Genomic DNA, 23288 nt, shown 5'->3' on the forward strand with positions numbered 1-23288 from the left:
GGCACCGCAGGTGGGGGCGTCACGCGGCTTCGGCGCCGCGCGGCGCCCCTTCCGCACGGGAACCGATCCGTCGCGCCATACGTGTTCATGGTGGGGGGAGATCGATCCGGTGCGGGATCCGGTTGTTCCTGGTGAATACCGGTCCTTACGGCCATACTTCTGGCCGGGCATCAGCCCTCCTCGGCAGGGGGCCGGGGCCGTCGTCGGTGACCGAGGGGGAGGTCGAGTGACATACCCGCCGAGCGGGACCGCGCCGCATGAGCCCGCGCCGGGGCCGCGGGCCGCACCCGCGACCGTACCCGCGCAGCGCCGTGGCGCCCGGGCCGTGGCCGTCGAGCGGCTGCGCTCCGCCGCGACGACCGAGCCGGGCCGGCTGCAGATCTACGGCGCCGTACTCGCCCTGCTGGTGCTGGTGTTCGGCGCGGTCACGTATCTGGAGATCGCGGACCGGGCCGAGGCCGCGCACGACGTGGTGACCCGCAGCCAGCCGCTCAGCGCGGACGCGGCGGACATCTACCGTTCGCTGGCCGACGCGGACACGATGGCGGCGAGCGGTTTCCTGGCGGGGGCTCAGGAGCCCGAGGACGTGCACGCGCAGTACGAGCGGGACATCAAGGAGGCCTCCCGGCTCCTGGTGAGGGCCGCGGCGAGCACCGACGCCTCGACCTCCTCGCACCGGGAGATCACCACCCTGGGAGAGCTGCTGCCCGAGTACACGGGCCTCGTCGAGCGGGCGCGGGCCAACAACCGCCAGGGGCTTCCGCTCGGCGGCGCCTACCTCCGGTACGCCAACCAGAAGATGACGAACGAACTCCTGCCCGCGGCGGAGCGGTTGTACGCCGCGGAGACCGGCAGGCTCGGCACCGACTCGTCCGACGCCCGCAGGTGGCCGTTCCTCTCGCTGGCCGCGGGCATCGTGGCGCTGGCCGCACTGGTGTGGATGCAGCGGCGCAACTACCGCAGGACGAACCGCGTCCTCAACCACGGGCTGCTCGCCGCGACGGCGGCGGCGACGGTGGTGCTGCTGTGGCTGGCCGTGGGGCACACGGTGGCCAGGGCCGAGATGCGCGACGCGATGGTCCACGGACAGGAGTCCCTCGACGTCCTGAACAAGGCCAGGATCAACTCCCTGAAGGCACGCGCCAACGAGAACCTCACGCTGGTCGCCCGGGGCGCCGTGCTCACCCCGGACGGCACGCGCGACAAGTACGAGACCGACTACGGCACGGGAATGAAGGCCCTCGCCGCGCAGCTCGCCGACGCGGAGGAGCTCGCCGACGACTCCAGTGGGAGCAAGCCGGTGGCGAGTGCCATCACCAGTGTGTCCGAGTGGCAGGACCGCCACAAAAAGGCCCGGACGACCGACGACCGGGGCGACTACGACGGTGCGTTGAAGCAGATCATCGGTCCGGAGGGCTCCACGGGTGAGTGCTTCGAACTGGTCGACGGCGCGCTGCGGCAGGCGCTCGCCCATGAGCAGGGCGAGTTCGACGCCGCTGCCAGGAGCGGGCGCGGGGCGCTGGGCGGGCTGCCGGCCGGGGCCGCCGTCCTCGCCGTGCTGGGTGCGGTCGCCGCGATCGTCGGGGTCAACCGCAGGCTCTCGGAGTACCGGTGAGGGGACGAGCGATGACCGGGGCGAAAGGCTGGGCCGCACGCGGCAGGCTGCGCGGCTGGGGCGGCGTGACGGGCATGGCGGTGGCCTGCGCCGTCACGGCCTGCCTGACGCTGCTGCCGCTCGCGCACGGCGACGGCACGTTCGGTGCCGCGGGCGCCGGCCACGGCGCCGGCGCGACGATGCCGCTGAAGGCCGACACCTGCGAGGATCCGGAGGCGAGCCTCCCCCCGTCGGGCGCCGACGGCCCGAACATCGCGAAGATCCGCGAGCGCGGGAAGCTGATAGCGGGTGTCGACCAGAACAGCTTCCGGTGGGGGTACCGCAATCCGGAGACCGGCACGCTCGAAGGGTTCGACATCGACCTGGTGCGGGCCATCGCCGAGGACCTGCTCGGCGATCCCGACGCGGTGATCTTCCGCGCCATACCGACCAACCAGCGCATCGCGGCGCTGGAGCACGACCGGGTCGACGTCGTCGTGCGGACGATGACGATCAACTGCAGGCGTCTCGACCAGGTCGCGTTCTCCACGGCGTACTTCCAGGCCGGTCAGCAGGTGCTCGCCCCGAAGGACTCGGACATCAGCGGGTACGACGACTCGCTGAAGGGGAAGCGGGTCTGCACGGCCGAGGGCTCCACGGCGAACGACGCGCTGCACGGGAAGTCCTTCGGCGCGGTGTTCGAGGACGAGGACGAAGGCACCGCGCAGGACCCCGACCGCCTGACCGTGCCCAACCAGCTGGACTGCCTGGTCCGGCTGCAGCTCGGCGAGGTCGACGCGGTGGTCACGGACAACGCGCTGGCGGCCGGCCAGGCGGCGCAGGACCCGGCGGTGGAGCTCAAGGGCGACAAGCCGTTCACCACGGAGTACTACGGCGTCGCCGCCAAGCTCGGCGCCGACGACCTGGTGGCGCGGATCAACAAGGTGCTGGTCGACTACCGCCGGGGCGGGGCGGACAGCCCCTGGATGGTGTCGTACCGCAAGTGGCTGGCGACGGGCCTGCCGGGGATCACCGGACCCCCGGCTCCGAAGTACCGGAGCAACTGACCAGTCCGGGCCCCGGCCCGGCGAATCGAGCGGAGAGGTGATCGATGGGCGTGGCGGGATCCTTCCCCAGCTTCGCGGGGAGGCCCCCCGGCCCGGTCATGGGCCGGGACGAGGCGGACCGTACGCTGGCCCGGCTCGGCGCGGAGCACGAGGCCATCGAGACCTCGCTCTTCGCCCTGGAGGAGCATGCCGGCCGCCGGCTCCTGGAGGGCGCCGGGCTGACCGGTGTCACCAAGGAGCGCTGGGCCTCCGCCGAACAGTCGATCACGCTGCTGTGGACGTACTTCGAGGCCTACGCCGCGGCGCTGGCCTCGGCCCGTGAGATCCGGGGCAGGCGCCGCTATCCGGGCAGGAGCGACCTGATGGCCCTGACCGACCTGCTGCGCGGCGACGGGGTGACCGTGGCGAACCAGGGAGCGGCCGGCCCCGGGGCCCCGCTCACGGGTCCCGCCCGGCTCTCCGAGCGGTTCACGCTGGAGGAACTGGTCGCCCGGATGAACGACCTGTACGCCCACGCGCTGGACATGGTCCTCTCGGCGGACTCCGTGTGGTCGGCGCTGCCCGCCCGGATAGACCTGCTGGCCGCCGAGCTGCGCCGCACCGGCTCGCTGGCGCACTCCGTCGGCGTGCGTCCGGGGGAGCATCCGGCCGGAGACGACCTGGTGTCGATCGCCGGGGAACTGACGGCGCTGCGGGCGCAGGTGATCTCCGATCCGCTGGCGTTCTGGGTGCCGGGTCCGGGCAGTGCCGCACCCGGCGGGGGGCGTCCCGACACCACGCGATACGACCGGGCGGCGCGTGCCCTGGAGGACGTGCGCCGGGAGATCGAGGCGGTGCTCGCGGTCCGGCAGGACGCCGAGCAGCGCCTGGCCCAGGTGCGTGACCTGCTGTCGCGCGCGAACCGTACGCTCACCGAGGCGCGTTCGGCGCGCGGTGAGGTGCTGGCGAAGATCGCCGCCTCGGAGGTGCCCGCGGTGAGCGGCCCGCCCACCGCGCTGCACGAGCGGCTGGAGGCCGCGTCGGAGTACCGCAGGCACGCCCAGTGGAACCGGCTGTCGCCGCTGCTCGACTCGCTGGAGCGCGAGGCGGAGGAGGAGTTGATGCGCGCCCGGGAGTCGTTGACGTCGGTCACGGCGCCGCTCGCGGTCCGGGCGGAGCTGCGCGGCAGGCTGGACGCCTACCGGGCGAAGGTGGCCCGGCACGGTCTGGCGGAGGATCCGCTCCTGACCGAGCGCTACGACGCGGCCCGCCGCATGCTGTGGAGCGCCCCGTGCGATCTGCGCGTCGCCGGACAGGCGGTGCTGCGCTACCAGCAGGCGGCGACCGATCTGCTGACACCGCGCTCCCGGGGCGGGCACGACGGACAGGGGGAGACATCATGAGTACGCAGTGCCAGCGCCCCGGGTGCGGGGGAGGCTACGAGGACATGGGCGGCGGTGAGCTGTACTGCGACACGTGCGGTCTCGCACCGGTCGTGTCCCCGACGGGCATGGTGAGTTCGCCGCCCACGGGTGTCGCGGGCGGCGGGGCCGGGAGCCGGGGGAGCGGCAGTGCCTCGCAGCGGTCCGGCTCGGGTGCGTCGTCGCGGGCGTCGTCCCGCTCGTCGACCTCCCGGCGTTCGGTCTCCGGGCGGCTCTCCCGTTCGCTGTCCGGTTCCTCCGGCTCGCGTTCGGTGTCGGTCCGCTCCTCGGGGACCTCGACGGCCTCCGCCTCCGGGCGCGGCAGGCTGGGCGTGGGGCTCGTCCTCGTCCCGGACGTACCGAGGCCCGATCCGCGTACGGCGGTGATGGAGAATCCCGAGGTCCCCGAGAGGAAGCGATTCTGCTCACGGTCCGACTGCGGCGCCCCGGTGGGCCGCTCCCGCGGCGAACGGGCAGGTCGCACAGAGGGGTTCTGCACCAAGTGCGGCCATCCGTACTCCTTCGTGCCCAAGCTGCGCGGCGGCGACATCGTGCACGGGCAGTACGAGGTGGCGGGCTGCCTGGCGCACGGCGGGCTCGGCTGGGTCTACCTGGCGGTGGACCGCGCGGTCTCCGACCGCTGGGTGGTGCTCAAGGGTCTGCTGGACACCGGTGACCAGGACGCGATGGCGGCGGCCATCTCCGAGCGGCGCTTCCTCGCGGAGATCGAACACTCCAACATCGTCCGCATCTACAACTTCGTGGAACACCTGGACCAGCGCACCGGTTCGCTGGACGGCTACATCGTCATGGAGTACGTCGGCGGCAAGGCGCTCAAGGAGATCGCCAACGAGCGCCGCACCCCGGCCGGGAAGCGGGACCCGCTGCCGGTGGAGCAGGCCTGCGCGTACGGCATCGAGGCGCTGGAGGCGCTCGGCCACCTGCACAGCCGCAACCTGCTGTACTGCGACTTCAAGGTCGACAACGCCATCCAGACCGAGGACCAGCTCAAGCTCATCGACATGGGCGCGGTGCGCAGGATGGACGACGACGAGTCGGCCATCTACGGGACGGTCGGCTACCAGGCCCCCGAGGTCGCCGAGACCGGCCCGTCCGTCGCCTCCGACCTGTACACGGTCGCCCGGACGCTCGCGGTCCTCACCTTCGACTTCCAGGGCTACACGAACGTCTTCGTGGACTCGCTGCCCGACCCGGACAACATCGACGTGTTCCGGCGGTACGAGTCCTTCTACCGGCTCCTCGTGCGCGCCACCGACCCGGATCCGGCCCGCCGGTTCTCCTCCGCCGGGGAGATGGCCGAGCAGCTGACGGGTGTGCTGCGCGAGGTGGTCGCGCTGCAGACGGGCAGGCCGCGTCCGGCGCTCTCGACGCTCTTCGGGACGGAAGTGCGGGTGACGGACACCGAGTTGTTCGCCGAGCCCGCGCGCGACGCGTCGGCGCTCGGCGCCCGGCGGGGCCCGGGAGCCGGACGGGTCCGCTCCGGGCGGCGCCGCACGGCGGCCCCGGTGCCTCCCGTCCCCGCTCCGGCCCCCGCCTTCCCCCCGCCGCTCGGCCCCGCGGCCCCGCCGGGCACTCCCCCGGGCGCGGCTCCGGTGTACGCGCCGGACACCCACGTGCGGGCGGGCACGGCCGGCGCCGCACCGGCACGGGCCGCCGTACCGGCCCCGCGCGCACCGGCCCCGGGCCCCGCGCCGCTCCCCGCCGCGTACCCGGGTGCCGGCCCCCGCCTCGCCGTGTTCGACGCGCGGGCCACCGCGCTGGCCCTCCCGGTCCCCCGGGTCGACCCGGGGGACCCGAACGCGGGATTCCTGGCCGGCCTGATGGCTTCGGCGCCCGCCGAGCTGATCCCTGCGCTGCACTCCGTGCCGGCCGCCTCGCCGGAGACCCGGCTCCGGGAGCTCCGGGCCCGCCTGGAGACGGGCGAACTCGACTCCGCCGTGCGGGTCCTGACGGCGGTCGAGGGTCAGCACCCCGACGACTGGCGGGTCGTGTGGTACCGCGGGATCACGTCCCTGGTGACCGGTGACCGGGAGAACGCGGCGCTGTCCTTCGACGCGGTCTACGACGCCTTCCCCGGAGAGCCGGCTCCGAAGCTGGCCCTGGGGATCTGCGCCGAGGTGCTGGGCCAGCTCGACAACGCGGCGGAGTACTACCGCCTGGTGTGGACCACCGATCCGAGCTTCGTCAGCGCCGCGTTCGGCCTGGCGCGGGTCCAGATCGCCGCCGGGGACCGCGTCGGCGCGGTACGCACCCTGGAGTCCGTACCGGAGTCGTCGATCCACTACACGGCGGCCCGGGTGGCCGCGGTGCGCGCCCGGCTGCGCGAACGCGCGCCCCACGAGCCGCTGCTCGACGACCTGTCGGCGGCCGCGGACCAGGTGACGGCGTTGCAGGGGTACGGCCTGGACGCGGTGCGCCGCGAGCAGTTGTCGGCCGAGGTGCTGGGTACGGCGCTCGACTGGGTACTCTCCGGTAGTCCCACGGCTCGGCCGGCCGCTCCGTCCTCCCCCGCGTCCGCGGGCCCGAGGACGGTGCTCGGCAGTGAGCTGGACGAGCGGGGCCTCAGGTTCGGCCTCGAACGCTCGTACCGGATACTCGCCCGGCTCGCTCAGCGGGGCGACGAGAGGATCGAACTGGTGGAGCGGGCCAACCGTTTCCGCCCCCGGACCTGGGTGTGAAGATGTCACAGATCCACCAGCGGGCCTCCTTGCCGGGGTGCCCCAGCTGCGAGGAACCGCTGGAGCCGGGCGACCTGTTCTGCGGGGCGTGCGGATACGACCTCTCGGCCGTGCCCGCTCCTCCCGGCGACCGCCCCACCGTCGCCATCACGGTGCCGGCGCAGGGCGTGGCGACCGGGGCGGCCGCTCCGGTGGAGTGGCCGGCCGCGTCCGAGACGGACAGCTCAGACCTGCCGGCGCCCACGCACCGCCCGGCCGACCTGCCGGGGGTGGACTCGGGCGGCCGTCCCCTGGCCGCCTCGGCACCGGCGGCCGTCCGCCACGACGAGCCGGACGGCCCGGGCGCCGGACGCGACGGCGCCGAGGCCGGCTTCGGACCGGCCGCGCCGGACCCCCGCACGGCCGAACACGCCACGGCGGGGGGAACGTCCGCGAAGGTCTGCGTCGCCTGCCGCTCGGGTCACGTGGATCCCGACGGCTACTGCGAGAACTGCGGCCACGCCCAGCCCCGCGAGCGCGACCACATGGAGCAGGAGCTCGGTTCCGTGGCCGCGGTCAGTGACCGCGGGCTGCGGCACCACCGGAACGAGGACGCGTTCGCCGTGTCCTGCACGGGCCTGCCGGACGGTTCGCCGGCCGTGGTGGCCATCGTGTGCGACGGCGTCTCGTCGGCGAGCCGTCCGGACGAGGCGTCCGCGGCGGCGGCGAGCGCCGCCAACGAGGCCCTGCTGGAGTCGCTGCCGCGCGGCACGCATCCGCAACAGGCGATGCACGAGGCGATCCTGGCGGCCTCCGAGGCCGTCAACGCCCTCGCGCAGGAACCCGGCCAGGCGCTGGAGCACGACCAGCACCGCCACCAGAACGCCCCCGCCTGCACCCTGGTCGGCGCGATCGCGGCAGGCGGCCTGCTGATCGTCGGCTGGGTGGGCGACAGCCGTGTCTACTGGGTGCCCGAGGACCGCGCGCACCCGCCGGCCCGGCTCACGGAGGACGACTCCTGGGCGGCGCAGATGGTGGCGACCGGTCTGATGAACGAGGCGGAGGCGTACGCCGACGAGCGCGCCCACGCCATCACGGGGTGGCTGGGCGCCGACGCGTACGAACTGGAGCCGCACACCGCGTCCTTCAAGCCGGACCGCCCCGGGCTGGTGGTCGTGTGCACCGACGGCCTGTGGAACTACGCGGAGGCCGCGGCGGAGATGGCCGCCGCCCTGCCCCGCGACGCCCGGGAACGGCCGCTGCACGGTGCCCGGGTGCTGGTGGGTCACGCGCTCGACGGCGGGGGCCACGACAACGTAACAGTGGCCCTGCTGCCGTTCGCCGTGGCGCCCGCGGGGGCAGGATCGGCCTGAGCCACGTTCGGTCCCGCCCGGCACGTCCCGTGATCCGTCCTGTCGTACGCCCTGACCGTCCCACGTCCTGACCCCTGCCCGCACGCCTGTCCTCGACCGACATACGTGGAGCCTCAAGGAGCCGATCAGATGGCCAATTTCTCCAAGTCCACCGTGCCGCAGTTCTCCGTCGAGGTGTACCAGAACGCCTACCTGCCCGAGGGCGGCCGCGAGGTCAACGCGATCGTGACCGTCACGTCCACCGGCGGGGGGACGACCGGCGGCGTGCCGCTGGGCGACGCGGTACCGGCGCCGAGGGACTCAGCCGGGGCGGGGCCGGGCGCCGCCGTGGTGCTCATGGTGGACTGCTCGGGGTCGATGGACTACCCGCCGACGAAGATGCGCAACGCGCGCGACGCGACCGCGGCGGCGATCGACACCCTGCGCGACGGCACCCTGTTCGCCGTGGTCGCGGGCACCCACGTCGCCAAGGACGTCTATCCGGGGAACGGACGGCTGGCGACCGCCGGTCCGCAGGCCAGGGCCGAGGCCAAGGAGGCCCTGCGCCGGCTGAGCGCGGGAGGCGGGACGGCCGTCGGGACCTGGCTGCGGCTCGCGGACCGGCTGCTCGGGTCGGCCGACGCCGGCATCCGGCACGGCATCCTCCTCACCGACGGCCGCAACGAGCACGAGTCCCCGGAGGACCTGCGGGCCGCTCTGGAGTCCTGCGCGGGCCGTTTCACCTGCGACGCGAGAGGTGTGGGCACCGACTGGGAGGTGAAAGAGGTCACAGCGATCGCCTCCGCCCTGCTCGGCACGGCCGACATCGTCGCGGACCCGGCGGGCCTCGCCGGGGACTTCACGCGGATGATGGAGAACGCGATGGGCAAGGAGGTCGCGGATGTGGCGCTGCGCCTCTGGACTCCCGTCGGGGTGGAGATCGCGTTCGTCAAGCAGGTCGCGCCCACGGTCGCCGATCTGACCGGCCGCCGGACCGGGGCCGGGCCCCGCGCCGGGGACTACCCGACCGGTTCGTGGGGCGACGAATCCCGTGACTACCACGTCTGCGTCAGGGTTCCGGAGGCCGGGATCGGCCAGGAGATGCTGGCCGCCAGGGTCTCGCTGATCCTGCCGCCCCCGCCGGACGGCGGCACGCCGCAGACGCTTTCGCAGGGTCTGGTGCGCGCCGTCTGGACGGACGACATGGCCGCGTCCACGTCGATCAACCCCCAGGTGGCGCACTACACAGGACAGGCGGAACTGGCACAAGTCATCCAACAGGGACTGGATGCACGCAAATCGGGTGACTTCGACGGCGCTACGGCGAAACTGGGCCGAGCGGTACAGCTCGCCTCGGCGTCCGGAAACGCCGATACCGCGAAGCTGCTTTCGAAGGTGGTCGACGTCGTGGACGCGGCGACCGGTACTGTGCGACTGAAAGCGAGGGTCGCAGAAGCGGACGAGATGACACTCGAAACGCGCTCGACCAAGACCGTTCGTGTCAAGAAATAGCCACACGAACGACAACGACAGAACCGTACGGAAGGCCGACCGGCCGTACGGCGCACCGACGAGCATGGCGGCCTCCGGGCCGGACGAGGAGAGGGGGAAGCGCCGACATGCCGACCTGCCCGAACGGACACCAGTCGGGTTCCGAGGACTGGTGCGAGGTCTGCGGACATCGCATGGCCGGGACGGACGCGCCCTCGGGCGCGGTTCCGCCGCCGCCTCCTCCGCCGCCCGCGCCCGGCTACGGCTATCCGCAGCGGCCCGGGGCCGGCGAGCCGACCGTCCAGGCCGAGCTCTGCCCGCAGTGCCGCACCCCGCGTGAGGCGATGGCGCCGTTCTGCGAGGAGTGCCGCTGGAACTTCCTCACGAACACGGCGACGTCCTACACCCCGCTCGCACCGCAGGGCGGCACCGGCGGACCCGTGCCCGGCCTGAACCTGCCGCCCGGCTTCCAGGCCCAGCAGGGCCCGCCGCCCCAGCAGCAGCGTGACCCCTTCGAGTACCAGGGCTCGCGGCCCTCGCAGGTGAACCGGCCCGCCGAACCGCTCTCCCCCGAGCAGGGCGGCCGGCCCGGTCCGCCGCCGTCGTTCCGGCAGGGGCCGCCGCCCCCGCCCTCCTTCCAGCAGCAGTCACCGTCGCCGTTCGAACGGCAGGAGCAGCAGCAGCCGTCGCAGTTCGAGCGACCGGCACAGCAGCCGCCGTCGCCGTTCGACGGGCAGCAGGGCGGCCGGGGCCCCGGTACGCAGAGCCCCTCAGGCGCCCCGTCCCCGTTCGAGCCGCACCGCCAGGGGCCGCCGGCGCCGGCGTCCTTCCAGCAGCAGTCGGCGCCGCCCGCTCCGGCGCGGCCGCAGGCTCCGCAGCCCGGTGGGGACGACGACTGGATGCTGCCGCCGCCGTCGCGGCAGCCGGCCCCGCAGGGCTTCCAGCAGGGCTCGCAGGCACCTCGGCCGCCGCAGGTCCCGCAGCAGCAGTTCCCCGGCCAGGGCCCCGCACAGGGTGGCGGCGGTGAGCAGGGGCCGGGCACCTGGACGGCCGTGATCGCCCCGGACCGCGACTACTTCCTGGCGATGATGCAGCGCAGCGGGCCCGAGGCGACGGGCCTCAACCTGCCCGCGTACTCCCCGGAGCAGCATCTTCCGCTCACCGGCAGCCAGATCACCATCGGCCGCCGCCGGCACAGCACCGGGGAGTCGCCCGACATCGACCTGGCCGTGCCGCCGGAGGACCCGGGCGTCTCGCACCAGCACGCGGTGCTGGTGCAGCAGCCCGACGGCACGTGGGCGGTCGTCGACCAGAACTCCACCAACGGCACCACGCTGAACGGTGCCGAGGACCCGATCCAGCCCTATGTCCCCGTCCCGCTCCAGGACGGCGACCAGGTGCACGTCGGGGCCTGGACGACCATCACGGTCCGCCGCGACTGACTCCGCGGCCCGTCACGCGCGAGCGCACCGGCCGGTGACCGGGTCCCAGGACCCCGGTCACCGGCCGGTGCGCTCGCGCGTCTGCGACGATGGACCTGTGACAGACATTCCGCGCGACACGCTGCAGGAGCAGACCTTCTACGAGCAGGTCGGCGGCGAGGACACCTTCCGGCGCCTGGTGCACCGCTTCTACCAGGGCGTGGCGGAGGACCCGCTGCTGCGCCCGATGTACCCCGAGGCGGATCTCGGCCCGGCCGAGGAGCGCTTCAGGCTGTTCCTCATGCAGTACTGGGGCGGCCCTCGCACCTACAGCGACGAGCGGGGCCACCCCCGGCTGCGGATGCGGCACGTCCCGTTCCGGGTGGACCGGGCGGCGCACGACGCCTGGCTCGGTCACATGCGGGTGGCGCTCGACGAACTCGGCCTCGCGCCCGAGCACGAGCGTCAGTTGTGGGACTACCTCACCTACGCCGCCGCCTCGATGATCAACACGGCGGACTGATCCTGGGCGGACCGGGACCGTGCGGACGGTGCCCCGAGCCGGCCGTCCCGGAGCGGGCCGTGCCGGAGCCGACTGATCAGCCATGTGCGGAAATCGGTGCTCCATAGCCGCATAACGGTCACGATCCCATCAAGGTGCACCCACAAGCGGTTTCCAGGAGCACGTGCACTCTGAAAGCATCCGAGGGACGCCGGGGGGCGTGAAGGGCGTACGGCTGCTGAGGGTGCGGGGGAACAGGTGACGGGGTTCGTCTTTCTGCGGGTGCGCGCGCACCGGCTCCTGCTCGCCGCTGCGCTGCTGGCCGTCCTGCTCACCACCTGTGTCCTGGCCTCGCTCACCGCGTTCTCCGGCTCCATAGGCGACGCCGCGCTGCGGCACACGCTCACGCACCGTTCCGCGGAACAGGCCTCGCTCTTCGTCTCCGCCGACGTGGACCGCGAGCGACGCGACGAGGCCGACGCCCTGGTGCGCCGGGCGGCCCACGACACGTTCGACGGGCTGCCGGTGACCGTGCGGAAGCTGGAGAGTTCGGGCCCGTACGCACTGCCGCGCGCCCCCCGGACGGCAGCCGGGCAGCGCGGTGAGCCCGATCTGACGCATCTCGCCTCGCTGGACCGCAGCCGGGTGCGCCTCACGGAGGGGCGCATGCCCGACGCCGGGGCCGGTGCGGCGGGCGCCCCCGTGCAGGTGGCGCTGCCGCGTGCCGCGGCCGGCGCCCTGAAACTGAAGCCGGGCTCCACGCTCACCCTGACCGACCGGGTGGGCGGGGCCCCGCTGAAGATCGAGATCACCGGGCTCTACGAGGCCTCCGACCTGGCCGATCCCTACTGGCGGCTCGACCCGCTCGGCGGGCGCGGTGTCCGCGACGTCGTCTTCACCACCTACGGCCCGCTGCTGGCGGACCCGGCCGTCGTCGGCTCCGCCCGCGTCAGCGCCGGTCCGCTGGCGTGGGTGGCCGCCGCCGACTTCGCCACGATGACCACGGACCGCACCGCGGCCCTGCGCAAGGCGTCGAAGGCCGGCCCCGGAACCCTGGCCGCGTCAGGGGTGTTCGGGAACGGCCCGGCGGTACGGACCTCGCTGCCGGCCGTCATCGACCAGATCGAGCGGGCCCTGCTGGTGTCCCGCTCCACGATCATGATCGTCGCCGTTCAGCTCGTCCTGCTCGCCGGCTACGCGCTGCTCCTCGTGGCCAGGCTGCTGAGCGGCGAACGCGGCGGCGAGACGGAACTCCTGCGGGCCAGGGGCGGTTCGCGGGGCCGTATCGCCTCCCTCGCCGCGATCGAGGCGCTGCTGCTCGCGGTGCCCGCCGCCGTGGTCGCCCCGCTGCTCGCGGGGCCGCTGACACGGCTGCTGGCGCGGCGGAGCGAGCTCGGCCGGATCGGGCTGCGGCTCGACGGCGGGGTGGACGGCACGGTCTGGCTGGTGGCCGCCGCCGTGGCCCTGATGTGCGCGCTCGCGGTGGTCGCACCCGCGCTCACCGCCGTCGGGAGCGGCCGCCGGAGCGGCCGCGGCTCCGCGCTGCCCGTGCCGGTGCGGGCGGGCGCCGACATCGGGCTGCTGGTGATCGCGGGGGTGGCGTACTGGCAGCTGGACCGGCAGACCGGGGCGTCCGGCGGTGGCGCGCTCACCGGGGACCGCGGCGGCGAACTCGGCATCGACCCGCTGCTGGTCGCCGCTCCCGCCCTGGCCCTGCTCGCCGGGACCGTGCTGACGCTGCGGCTGCTCCCGCCCGCCGCCAGGCTCGCGGAGCGTCGTGCCGCGAGCGGCCGGGGACTGTCGGCGGCCCTGGCCGGCTGGCAGTTCAGCCGTCGCCCGCTGCGCGGCGCCGGCCCGGTGCTGCTGCTGGTCCTCTCGGTCGCGATGGGCATGCTGGCCATCGGGCAGAGCGCGTCGTGGGACCGGTCGCAGGACGACCAGGCGGACTTCAGGTCGGGTGCCTCGGTGCGCATGGTGGGCGGGCTCTCCGGAGACCCGGCGAACGCCGCCCCCTACTCGGAGCTGCCGGGCGTGCGGCAGGCCGCTCCCGCGTTCCGCACGACGGCCGGCCTGTCCAACGGCCGGACGGCCGAGATAGTCGCCCTGGACACCGCCCACGCGGACGACCGGCTGCTGCTGCGCGAGGACCTCTCGGGGACGTCGCCGCAGGAGCTCTTCGACGCGGTGGCACCACCGAGGACCGAGCGGACCGGGGTCGTCCTGCCCGAGGGCAGCACGCGGGTGCTGTTCGACCTGCGGATCGGCGGCACCCCGGCGGCCGACGGGACGTCCCCGTCCCGGGCGGCGCCGCTGGTGAGCGTGCTGCTGGAGGACCGTTACGGGATCGGCTACCGGGTGGGCGCCGGAACCGTCCCCGCCGACGGGCGTGTGCACCCGAAGTCCTTCCCCGTGTCCGCGTCGGGCCGGCTGGCGGTGACGGGTTTCGAGGTGGACGGCCAGGTGCCGGGGACGCCGCAGGAGCGTCTGGTCTCCGTGACGAGGATGCGCGCGCTCACCGCCGGCGGCGTCGAGCGGCCGGTGCCGGCCTCGGACGGGGTGCGCTGGCACGCCGCCGCGACGGTGACCGAGGCCGGTGAGACCCGCCCCGGCGAGAAGGCCGAGGCGGTCACCGGCTCGGGCTCCTCGCCCGCCTTCCGCTACGGCACCGGTGCCGACACGGAGGACGGCGGATTCTGGGCGGGTGAGCCGGTCGGCACCCTGCGGATCACCGCGGACCGTCCCGCGGCCCCGGCGCTGAAGGCGGTGGCCACGGACGCGTACCTGAAGTACGCGGGAGCCCGGCCGGGCCAGGAGGTCGACCTGACGCTGGCGGGCAACACGGTCCGGGTGACGCTGGTGAAGTCCGTGCGGCAACTGCCGACCACCGGGCCGGGCGCGGCCGCCGGGGGTGCGGTCGCCGACGCGTCGGTCAAGCCCGGCGGGGCCCTGCTGCTGGACCTCAGGGCCGTGTCCGAAGTGCTCGCCCACCGGTCGGGGGCCACGCTCGCCCCCACCGAGTGGTGGCTGAGCACCGCGCCCGGCGGGGGCCCGGAGGTGGCGGCGGAGCTGCGCGCACTGCCCGACACGGACCCGGCGCAGGTGCGGGTGCGGGACGAGGTCGCGCGGGAACTCGCGGACGATCCGCTGGGGGCGGGGCCGCAGTCGGCGCTGCTGGCGGCCGCTGTCGTGGCCGCGGCCCTGGCGGCGGTCGGATTCGCCGTGGGGCTCGTCGGTTCGCAGCGCGAGCGGGCCGCCGAGTTCGCGGTGCTGCGGGCGCTGGGCGCGCCCCGCCGCCGCCTGGCCCGCATGTTGGCGGCCGAGCAAGGGGTCCTGATCGCCCTGGCGTTGCTGATCGGGCTCGCTCTCGGGGCCGCGCTGACCAGGGCCGTCGTGCCGCTCGTCGTGCTCACCGGGCAGGCGGCGAGGCCGGTGCCCGATGTGCTGGTGCTGCTGCCCGCCGGTCAGGTCGCCGTCCTGCTGGCCTCGGTCGCCGCGCTGCCGCTGCTGTTCGTCGCGGCGATCACACTGCGCCGCGCCGATCCCGCGGTGTCGCTGCGCCACCAGGGGGACAACTGACATGAACGCCACCAAGATTCAGGCCGCCTGCGCCCCCTGGGTGCGCACCCGGCTGCGTACCGCCCCCGGAATCTCCGCCGCCCTGGCGGTCCTGGTCCTGCTGACGGCCTTCCTGGCCGCCGCGTTCCCGCGCGCCGTGGACGCCTACGGGACGAAGGCGCTGCGCCACGACATCACGGCCGCCCGGCCCGGGCAGAGCGTCCTGGAGGTGACGACACCACCGCCGGCGCTCGGCCAGGCCCCGTCGGTCCGCGAGCACGCGATGCGTGAGGACGCCCTGGCGGAGGCGGACCGGGCACTGGCCGGGGCGTTCCCCGCTCCGCTGCGGGCCGACCTGCCGCGCTCCTCGTACGGGGTGCACACGACGGAGCCCGTCGCGGCTCAGGAGCCCTGGCTGCCGCGCCCCGACGCGCTGCCGCCCCGGTTCACCTACGCGGCACCGTCGGCGCTCCCCGAGCACAGCACCCTGCGTTCGGGACGCCGGCCGGTCGTGCACGGCCGGGTGACCCAGGACTCCCGCGAGGTCGAGGCCGCCGTCACCGCGGAGACCGCGGCGGAGCTGCGGATGAGGCCGGGCTCCACGATCTCCGTGCCCACCACGCGCGGCGCACCGCTCACCGTACGGATCACGGGAATCGTCGCACCGCTGCGGCCGGAGAGCGGCTACTGGGCGGTGGACCCGCTGTTCCGCGCCCCCTCCCTGGTCAGGGACCCGGGGTCACGGACCCCCGTCTTCTTCTGGAGGGCCACGCTGCTGCTGCCGCCGGACGCCGCGCCGGCGCTGCTGGCGACCATGAGCGAGCCCGAGCTCTACTGGCGTTTCGCCCCGGACGTCTCGGACCTCACCGCGGCCGACGCGTCCCGCCTGGGAACCGCCGTGGCCGTGACGGAGAACGGCCCCGGGCTCCTGAAGCTGCGCGACATCGCCGGCCCGAACACCGCGCTCACCACCGACCTGGACGCCATCGCCGAAGCCCACCTGGCGACGCGTGCCGCGATCGACTCCGTCGTCACGGTCGCCGCGATGGGGATCGGCGCGGTGGCCGCCGTCGTCCTGCTGATGACCGGTGGGCTGATCGGCGCCCGCCGTCACCACGAACTCGCCCTGCTGCGCTCGCGCGGCGGGTCGCTGAGGGGCATCGGCGGGCGGCTGCTCGCCGAGACCGCCGTGGCCGTCCTTCCCGCGGCGGCGCTGGGCCTGCTGCTGGCCGTGCTGCTCGTCCCCCAGGCGCGGTTCCTGCCCGCCGCGCTGGCGGCCGGCGCCGTCGCGGCCCTGGTCTGTGTGGTGCTGCCGCTCCGCACGACGCTGCACCACCGCAGGCCGCTGCTCCACGGTGCCCGCGACGACGTGGTGAACGCCCGGCCCTCCCGACGGCGCACGGTCGCCGAGCTGACGCTGCTCGTCCTGGCGGTCGGCGCGGTCGCCGCGCTGCGCCGACGGGGCACGTCGCCCGGGTCGGGGACCGACCTCCTGATCAGTGCGGCCCCGGTCCTGGTGGGCCTGATCGCCGCGCTCGTGCTGGTACGCCTGTATCCCCTGCCGCTGCGGCTCGCGTCGCGCCCCGTGGCGCGGCTGCGCGGTGCGGTCGGCTTCCTCTCGCTGGCCCGCGCCGGCCGTGCCCCGTCGAGCGGAACCCTGCCCCTGCTGGCCCTCCTGGTCGCACTGACCACGGCGGCCTTCGGCGGCTCGGTCCTCGCCGGGATCGCCGACGCGCGGGACGCCGCCGCGCTGCGGGCGGTCGGCGCCGACGCCCGGATCAGCGGTGAGGGGGCGCTGAACCCGGTCCCGGACGACGTCGTACGCAGGGTGCGGGCGATGGACGGCGCCGAGGGCGTCGCGGCCGTGCGCATCGAGTACACGACCCCGCTGGCGGCGTCCGCGGACGTCAGGTCGGACACGAAGCACGTGACCCTGATCGGTGTCGAACCGGGCTCCTACGCACGGCTCGCCCGCGACACCGGACTGCCCGCCTTCCCGGCGGACGCGCTGGAGGAGACCGCGGGCAAGGGCGAGGTGCTGCCCGCGGTGGCCTCACCGGCACTCGCGAAGCGGCTCGGGGACCGGCCGCACACCGTCCGGTCGCAGGCCGGGGACATCCGCGTGCGGGTGGCCGCCGTCCTCCCGCGGACGTCCGCGGTCAGCGACGCCGAGTTCCTGATCGTGGACTCGGCGGCGCCCTCCATGGACCGGCCCACGACCCTGCTGGTCACCGGTTCGTCACTCGACGGAGCCCAGCTGCGGGCGGCGGCACGTGCGGCGGGTCCGGAGTACGCGGTACGGATACGGGCGGTCGAGCGCGGGGTGTTCACGGACACCCCGCTGCAGACGGGCGCCGAACAGATCTACGGGGCGGCTGTCGCGGCGGGCGCCGGATACGCGCTGCTCGCCGTGCTCCTCTCCCTGCTGCAGACCGCGCCGGAGCGCACCACGCTCCTGGCCCGGCTGCGCACCATGGGGCTCACCACCCGGCAGGGCCGGCGGCTCCTCGCGTTCGAGGCGATGCCGCAGGCGCTGCTGGCGGCGTCCGGCGGGCTCCTCGTCGGCTGGGCGACCATCGCCCTGCTGGCACCGGGCATCGACCTGGCGGCGCTGGCGCTGGCGGGCGGACGCCCGGGAGCGGCGCACACCGCCTCGCTGCGGGCGGACCCGGGCTCGCTGGCGCTCCCGGCACTGGGCGTGGTCGTCCTCGCCGGCGCCGTGGCCGGCGTCCAGGCGTGGTGGGCGGGCCGCCGCGGATCGATCAAGGAACTCAGGGCAGGAGACACCCGGTGACATCGTCGACAGAGACCACCCTGGCGGAACTGGAGCAGCGGGCGGCGGCGCGCCGTGACCGGCCGTCGTACGGACACGACTCCCTGATCGCCTGCGACCGGCTGGTGCGCGTCTTCTCGGCGGACGGGGTGGAGGTGCAGGCGCTGCAGGGACTCGATCTGCTGGTCACGAAGGGCGAGTTGATGGCGCTCGTCGGGGCGTCGGGGAGCGGGAAGTCGACCCTGATGAACATTCTGGCCGGCCTCGACGTCCCCACCGCCGGCTCGGCGAAGGTGGCGGGCTGCGACCTGCTCGCCATGGGCCCGAAGGAACGGCTGCGCTACCGGCGCGACGTCGTCGGCTTCGTCTGGCAGCAGACCTCCCGCAATCTGCTGTCGTATCTGACCGCCGCCCAGAACATCACGCTCCCGATGCAGTTGCGCGGGGGCGGCCGGAACCGCGAACGGGCCGCGCGCGCCGAGTCGTTGCTGGAGATGCTGGAGGTGGCGGACTGCCGGGACCGCCGCCCCGCGCAGATGTCCGGCGGGCAGCAGCAGCGGGTCGCGATCGCGGTGGCACTGGCCAACAACCCCTCGGTGCTGCTCGCCGACGAGCCGACAGGCGAGCTGGACTCGGCGACGGGCGAGCAGGTGTTCGCGGCGTTCCGCAGGGCCAACGAGGAACTCGGCACGACGATCGTGATCGTCACCCACGACCAGGCCGTGGCGAGCGAGGTGCGCCGCACGGTCGCGATCCGCGACGGCCGCACGTCGTCCGAGGTGCTGCGGCGCACCGAGGTGGACGCCGCGACGGGGCAGGAGTCCCAGGTGGCCCGGGAGTACGCGATGCTCGACCGGGCGGGCCGGCTGCAGCTCCCGGCGGACTACACCGAGGCGCTCGGGATGGAGCACCGCGTGATGCTCGAACTGGAGCAGGACCACATCGGGGTGTGGCCGGACTCGGCGGGCGGATGATGCCGATGGGGCACGCCGACGACGTACGGGACACACCTTTCGGGTGACAGAGCGTCACCGGCGCATGAGGCAACGGCGGATGGGGCATCGCAAGAACAAGAGGTCACGCTGGGTGACCGGCTGACGTGCCCGGCATCCGCACTCAGCACCCCATGGCAGCGCCAGAGAACATCCCTCCCCGAGCCGTCCTCGCGCACGGCCGGCCGGGGCCCGGCTCTCACTCGCGGCGCCAGACGAAGCACAGCCGTTCTCCCCACACCCGTGGACCACCACGGCACCCCTGCACGCAATGGAGACCGCAGGAGGTTCGGTGAACCGCAGAAGGTTCCTGATCACCACATCCGTCACCCTCGGCAGCGCACTCACCCAGTGGTCCGGCACCGCACCCGCCGGTGCCTCGCCCCCCGCGACGGGCCGCCGCATCGACGCCGGCGTCCCCGAGCGGTTCGAAGCCCGCCTGGACCGATTACGCCACCTCGACGACCACGTGGGTTCGGGCGCGGTCCACGACGTGGTCCGGGCCGAACTCCCCTTCATCACCCGCGCCATCCGCAACGCCTCGTACAGCGAGCAGGTCGGACGGCGACTGTTCGGCGCCGCCGCCGAGGCGTCACGCTCCGCCGCCTGGACGGCCTACGACAGCGGCCGGATCGCCGTGTCCGAACGCTATTTCGCCACCGCTCTGCGAGCAGCCGCCAGCGCGGACGATCCGGTCGTCGCCGCGAACACGCTGGCCTTCTGGGCGATTCAGCAGTACTCGACGGGCCATCCACGCGGTGCGGCCGACCTGGTCGAAGCGGCCCTGGCCACGGCACCGCAGATCGGTTCCGCCCGGATGACCGCCATGCTCCACGCCCGCGCCTGCCGGGCTCACGCCCGTGCCGGCGACGCCCGCGCCTCGGCTCGGTCGGCGAACGCCGCCCTCGACGTCTACGCCCATGCGGGCCCCGTCGCCGACGACCCCGCGTGCGTGTACTGGTTCAACCTGGGAGAGGCCCACCAACTGCTCGGCAGTTCCGCGCTCGACCTGGGCAACCCCCGCCAGGCCCTCCAGCACTTCCAGGACGCCGCCGGCGCCCACCACGCACGCGACGAGGCGTACGCCGGGGACGAGTTCCCGCGCGCACACGCCATCTACCTCGCCCGCCTCGCCGAAGCGCACCTCGCCCTCGGCGATGTCGACGCCGCCGTCGCGACCGCCCACATCGCGGTCGCCCGTATGCGAGGCGTCACCTCGGCACGCGGCAGCCGCGCCCTGGACGGCCTCCGGCAGAAACTCGGCCGGCGTCGCCGCGTCCCCGCCGTCGCCGACTTCCTCGACGCCACCGGCGCCGGGGCCGAGGGAGACGGGGTCCGTGCGGTCGACACCCCGGAGGGCTGGGCGGCGGGCCCCGGGCGGCCCCGGGGCGGACCCGGCTGGTGCCCACCCGGAACGCCCGGTGCCGGGTGGCCTCAGACGGTCCCGACGGTCACGGCGAGGGCCCCCAGGCCACCGCCCGCGCCCCGCACGGCGATCGACCCGTACGGCGTGCGCAGCCGCATCCAGGAACCGGCGGTGAGCAGCGCGACCGGGAAGTCCGGCGCGGGTCGCAGGAAACCGAGCGACTGAGCGGCGTGCACGGCACGCAGCGGGAGTTCCGTCTCCCCGACCGTGCGGGACCAGATGTCGCGGCCGATCAGGTCGCGTTCCGTCCTGGTGCGCCGGTCCTCCGGGAGCGCCGCGTCGCGGGACCGGAACTCGGCCACGGCGTCGGCGAGCGCGGTGCGCAGGCCGACCGGCCCGGGCAGTCCGGTGCGCTCCCGCCAGCCGCCGCGCGGCGGCAGCACCCCGGTCCACGGGGGCCCGGTCACGGGCACCGGGAGCGCGCCGACACCGGCCGCGTCGTCGTCCGCCCCGTCCGTGTCCAGCGCTTCGAGGAGTTCCCCGGCCGACACGGTGAGGTCGAAGTCGTGCGAGCCGGACAGCCGGACCGTACGGATCGCGAGGACCTCGAACGACGGCGGCCGGCCGAAGACCGCGAGCGCGCCGCCGCCCGCCTGGAGGCGGACGGCGGCGGCCCGGTCGTAGTGCAGCAGCCTGCCGAGGAAGGCGGCGAGGTCCGCCGCCTCCCTCGCGTCGGCGAACCGCAGTGACCGTACAGGCACTGTCATACGACGGCGGGCTCCTGGTCGAGGTACTCCTGCAGGAAGTGCTTCTCCTCGGCCGTGATCCGCCGCGGCCGCTCCTCGGCCAGGTTGTACGGCACGACGACCGTCGACGCCCGCACGTAGACCTGCCCGGGGTCCTTCACCTCGTAGGCGATGGTGAGCGACGCGGCGGTTATCTTCGTGACCCAGGACTCGATGGTCACCGGCGCGTGCCGGTGGACCAGCGGGCGCACGTAGTCGATCTCGTGCCGGGCCACGACGGAACCGCCCGAGAAGGACGGCGAACCGTCCCCCGGCGCCAGCCGGAACATGAAGTCGATGCGCGCCTCCTCCAGGTAGCGGAGGAAGACCACGTTGTTCACGTGGCCGAAGGCATCCATGTCCGACCAGCGCAGCGGGCAGCTGTAGATGTGACGGGCCAAGTCGATCAGCCTCGCGTGAGCTTCTTGTACGTGGCGCGGTGCGGGCGGGCCGCGTCCGCGCCGAGGCGCTCGATCTTGTTCTTCTCGTACGACTCGAAGTTGCCCTCGAACCAGTACCACTTGGAGTCGCCCTCGTACGCCAGGATGTGCGTGGCGACGCGGTCCAGGAACCAGCGGTCGTGGGAGATGACCACCGCTGCTCCGGGGAACTCCAGCAGCGCGTTCTCGAGCGACGACAGGGTCTCGACGTCGAGGTCGTTGGTGGGCTCGTCGAGGAGCAGCAGGTTGCCGCCCTCCTTGAGCGTCAGCGCCAGGTTGAGGCGGTTGCGCTCACCACCGGAGAGGACACCGGCCGGCTTCTGCTGGTCCGGGCCCTTGAAGCCGAACGCGGAGACGTACGCCCGCGAGGGCATCTCGACCTGGCCGACGTTGATGTAGTCCAGCTCGTCCGACACGACGGCCCAGAGGGTCTTCTTCGGGTCGATGTTGGCGCGGGACTGGTCGACGTAGGAGATCTTGACCGTGTCGCCGACCTTGATGGCGCCGGAGTCCGGCGTCTCCAGGCCCTGGATCATCTTGAACAGCGTGGTCTTGCCCGCGCCGTTCGGACCGATGATGCCGACGATGCCGTTGCGCGGCAGCGTGAACGACAGGTCGTCGATGAGGACCTTGTCACCGAAGGCCTTGGAGAGGTTCTCGACCTCGACGACGATGGAGCCCAGTCGCGGGCCCGGCGGGATCTGGATCTCCTCGAAGTCCAGCTTCCGCATCTTGTCCGCCTCGGCCGCCATCTCCTCGTAGCGTGCGAGACGCGCCTTGGACTTGGTCTGCCGGCCCTTGGCGTTGGAGCGGACCCACTCCAGCTCCTCCTTGAGCCGCTTGGCGCGCTTCTCGTCCTTGCGGCCCTCGACCTTGAGGCGGGTGGCCTTCTTGTCGAGGTACGTGGAGTAGTTGCCCTCGTAGGGCAGGGCGCGGCCGCGGTCGAGCTCGAGGATCCACTCGGCGACGTTGTTCAGGAAGTACCGGTCGTGCGTCACGGCGACGACGGCGCCCGCGTACTTCGAGAGGTGCTGCTCCAGCCAGTTCACCGACTCGGCGTCGAGGTGGTTGGTGGGCTCGTCGAGGAGGAGCAGGTCCGGGGCCTCGATGAGCAGCTTGCAGAGCGCCACACGGCGCTTCTCGCCGCCGGAGAGGTTGTTGACGGGCCAGTCGCCGGGCGGGCAGCCAAGGGCGTCCATGGCCTGCTCCAGCTGCGCGTCCAGGTCCCACGCGTTGGCGTGGTCCAGGTCCTCCTGGAGCTTGCCCATCTCGTCCATGAGCGCGTCGGAGTAGTCGGTCGCCATGAGCTCCGCGACCTCGTTGAAGCGCTTGAGCTTGCCCATGATCTCGGCGGCGCCGTCCTGGACGTTCTCCAGGACGGTCTTCGACTCGTCGAGCTTCGGCTCCTGCATGAGGATGCCGACGCTGAAGCCGGGCGTGATGAACGCGTCACCGTTGGACGGCTGCTCCAGGCCCGCCATGATCTTCAGCACCGTGGACTTACCGGCGCCGTTGGGCCCCACGACACCGATCTTCGCGCCGGGCAGGAAGTTCAGGGTGACGTCGTCGAGAATCACCTTGTCGCCGTGCGCCTTGCGCGTCTTGCGCATGGTGTAGATGAACTCAGCCAAGAGAAACCGTCCGGCAGCAATAGAGGTGTGGGCAGATACACCCATCTTGCCTGACGTCCGCACCCGGACGGAAACCCGTCCGGTCCCCGGTACCGGCCCGGCACCCCCGGCCGGACCGCCGGGAAGCGGGAGGGCCCGGTACGGATGCTTGGGTTCTAGGGATCGTCGCAACACCCCAGTTCAAGGGGTGCGATGGATTTCGAGATCCGAGGGAGCCGGAAGCCGCAGGGGCCGAGGAAGC

14 protein-coding genes are annotated in these 23288 nt (G+C 73.7%); 11 read left to right on the forward strand and 3 right to left on the reverse strand.

Translation table 11 applies throughout. The features are described from left to right. Positions 1 to 226: 226 nt before the first annotated feature. The 11 genes from ACFYY2_RS33905 to ACFYY2_RS33955 all read left to right on the forward strand — a co-directional run bounded on the left by ACFYY2_RS33905 (position 227) and on the right by ACFYY2_RS33955 (position 18807). Positions 227 to 1615, forward strand: a complete 1389-nt coding sequence (locus ACFYY2_RS33905; RefSeq protein ID WP_388750350.1) for a hypothetical protein — start codon at positions 227 to 229, stop codon at positions 1613 to 1615. 11 nt (positions 1616 to 1626) lie between these two features. After that, a complete protein-coding gene (locus tag ACFYY2_RS33910) occupies positions 1627 to 2661 on the forward strand; it encodes a glutamate ABC transporter substrate-binding protein (RefSeq protein WP_388750353.1) in 1035 nt (344 codons plus the stop codon). 44 nt (positions 2662 to 2705) lie between these two features. After that, a complete protein-coding gene (locus ACFYY2_RS33915) occupies positions 2706 to 4043 on the forward strand; it encodes a hypothetical protein (protein ID WP_388750356.1) in 1338 nt (445 codons plus the stop codon). After that, entirely contained in the window at positions 4040 to 6760 is a 2721-nt protein-coding gene (locus ACFYY2_RS33920) for a tetratricopeptide repeat protein (protein ID WP_388750359.1), read from the forward strand. Before ACFYY2_RS33915 ends, ACFYY2_RS33920 begins: the two co-directional genes overlap by 4 nt. 2 nt (positions 6761 to 6762) lie before the next feature. Next, positions 6763 to 8112: a protein phosphatase 2C domain-containing protein gene (locus ACFYY2_RS33925; protein WP_388750361.1), complete on the forward strand. Its 1350-nt coding sequence runs from the start codon at positions 6763 to 6765 to the stop codon at positions 8110 to 8112. 129 nt (positions 8113 to 8241) lie between these two features. Then, entirely contained in the window at positions 8242 to 9603 is a 1362-nt protein-coding gene (locus ACFYY2_RS33930) for a VWA domain-containing protein (protein ID WP_388750364.1), read from the forward strand. 107 nt (positions 9604 to 9710) lie between these two features. Further along, positions 9711 to 11024, forward strand: a complete 1314-nt coding sequence (locus ACFYY2_RS33935; RefSeq protein ID WP_388750366.1) for an FHA domain-containing protein — start codon at positions 9711 to 9713, stop codon at positions 11022 to 11024. A 97-nt stretch (positions 11025 to 11121) separates the two neighbouring features. Then, positions 11122 to 11526 (forward strand): globin, encoded by a 405-nt coding sequence (locus tag ACFYY2_RS33940; protein ID WP_388750368.1) that lies wholly within the window; start codon positions 11122 to 11124, stop codon positions 11524 to 11526. Between the two features lie 237 nt (positions 11527 to 11763). Continuing rightward, the gene (locus tag ACFYY2_RS33945) at positions 11764 to 15081 is read left to right on the forward strand and encodes an FtsX-like permease family protein (RefSeq protein WP_388750370.1); all 3318 of its coding nucleotides are present in this window, start codon (positions 11764 to 11766) and stop codon (positions 15079 to 15081) included. Position 15082: 1 nt separating this feature from the next. Continuing rightward, entirely contained in the window at positions 15083 to 17854 is a 2772-nt protein-coding gene (locus ACFYY2_RS33950) for an ABC transporter permease (RefSeq protein WP_388750373.1), read from the forward strand. Continuing rightward, positions 17851 to 18807, forward strand: coding sequence for an ABC transporter ATP-binding protein (locus ACFYY2_RS33955; RefSeq protein WP_388750376.1), 957 nt, complete (start codon positions 17851 to 17853; stop codon positions 18805 to 18807). Before ACFYY2_RS33950 ends, ACFYY2_RS33955 begins: the two co-directional genes overlap by 4 nt. A 1452-nt stretch (positions 18808 to 20259) precedes the next feature. On the opposite strand, the gene ACFYY2_RS33960 is transcribed toward ACFYY2_RS33955, so the two are convergent. The 3 genes from ACFYY2_RS33960 to ettA are packed head-to-tail and all read right to left on the reverse strand — an operon-like array spanning position 20260 to position 23047. Then, positions 20260 to 20958, reverse strand: a complete 699-nt coding sequence (locus ACFYY2_RS33960) for a hypothetical protein (RefSeq protein ID WP_388750379.1) — start codon at positions 20956 to 20958, stop codon at positions 20260 to 20262. After that, the gene (locus tag ACFYY2_RS33965) at positions 20955 to 21377 is read right to left on the reverse strand and encodes an acyl-CoA thioesterase (RefSeq protein WP_388750382.1); all 423 of its coding nucleotides are present in this window, start codon (positions 21375 to 21377) and stop codon (positions 20955 to 20957) included. The genes ACFYY2_RS33960 and ACFYY2_RS33965 overlap by 4 nt, the downstream gene beginning before the upstream one ends. A 5-nt stretch (positions 21378 to 21382) precedes the next feature. Next, on the reverse strand, positions 21383 to 23047 hold the full coding sequence (gene ettA / locus ACFYY2_RS33970; RefSeq protein WP_329037366.1) for an energy-dependent translational throttle protein EttA: 1665 nt from the start codon (positions 23045 to 23047) through the stop codon (positions 21383 to 21385). Positions 23048 to 23288: the final 241 nt, after the last annotated feature.

Source organism: Streptomyces sp. NPDC001822 (assembly GCF_042892135.1).
Classification (GTDB): Bacteria; Actinomycetota; Actinomycetes; order Streptomycetales; family Streptomycetaceae; genus Streptomyces.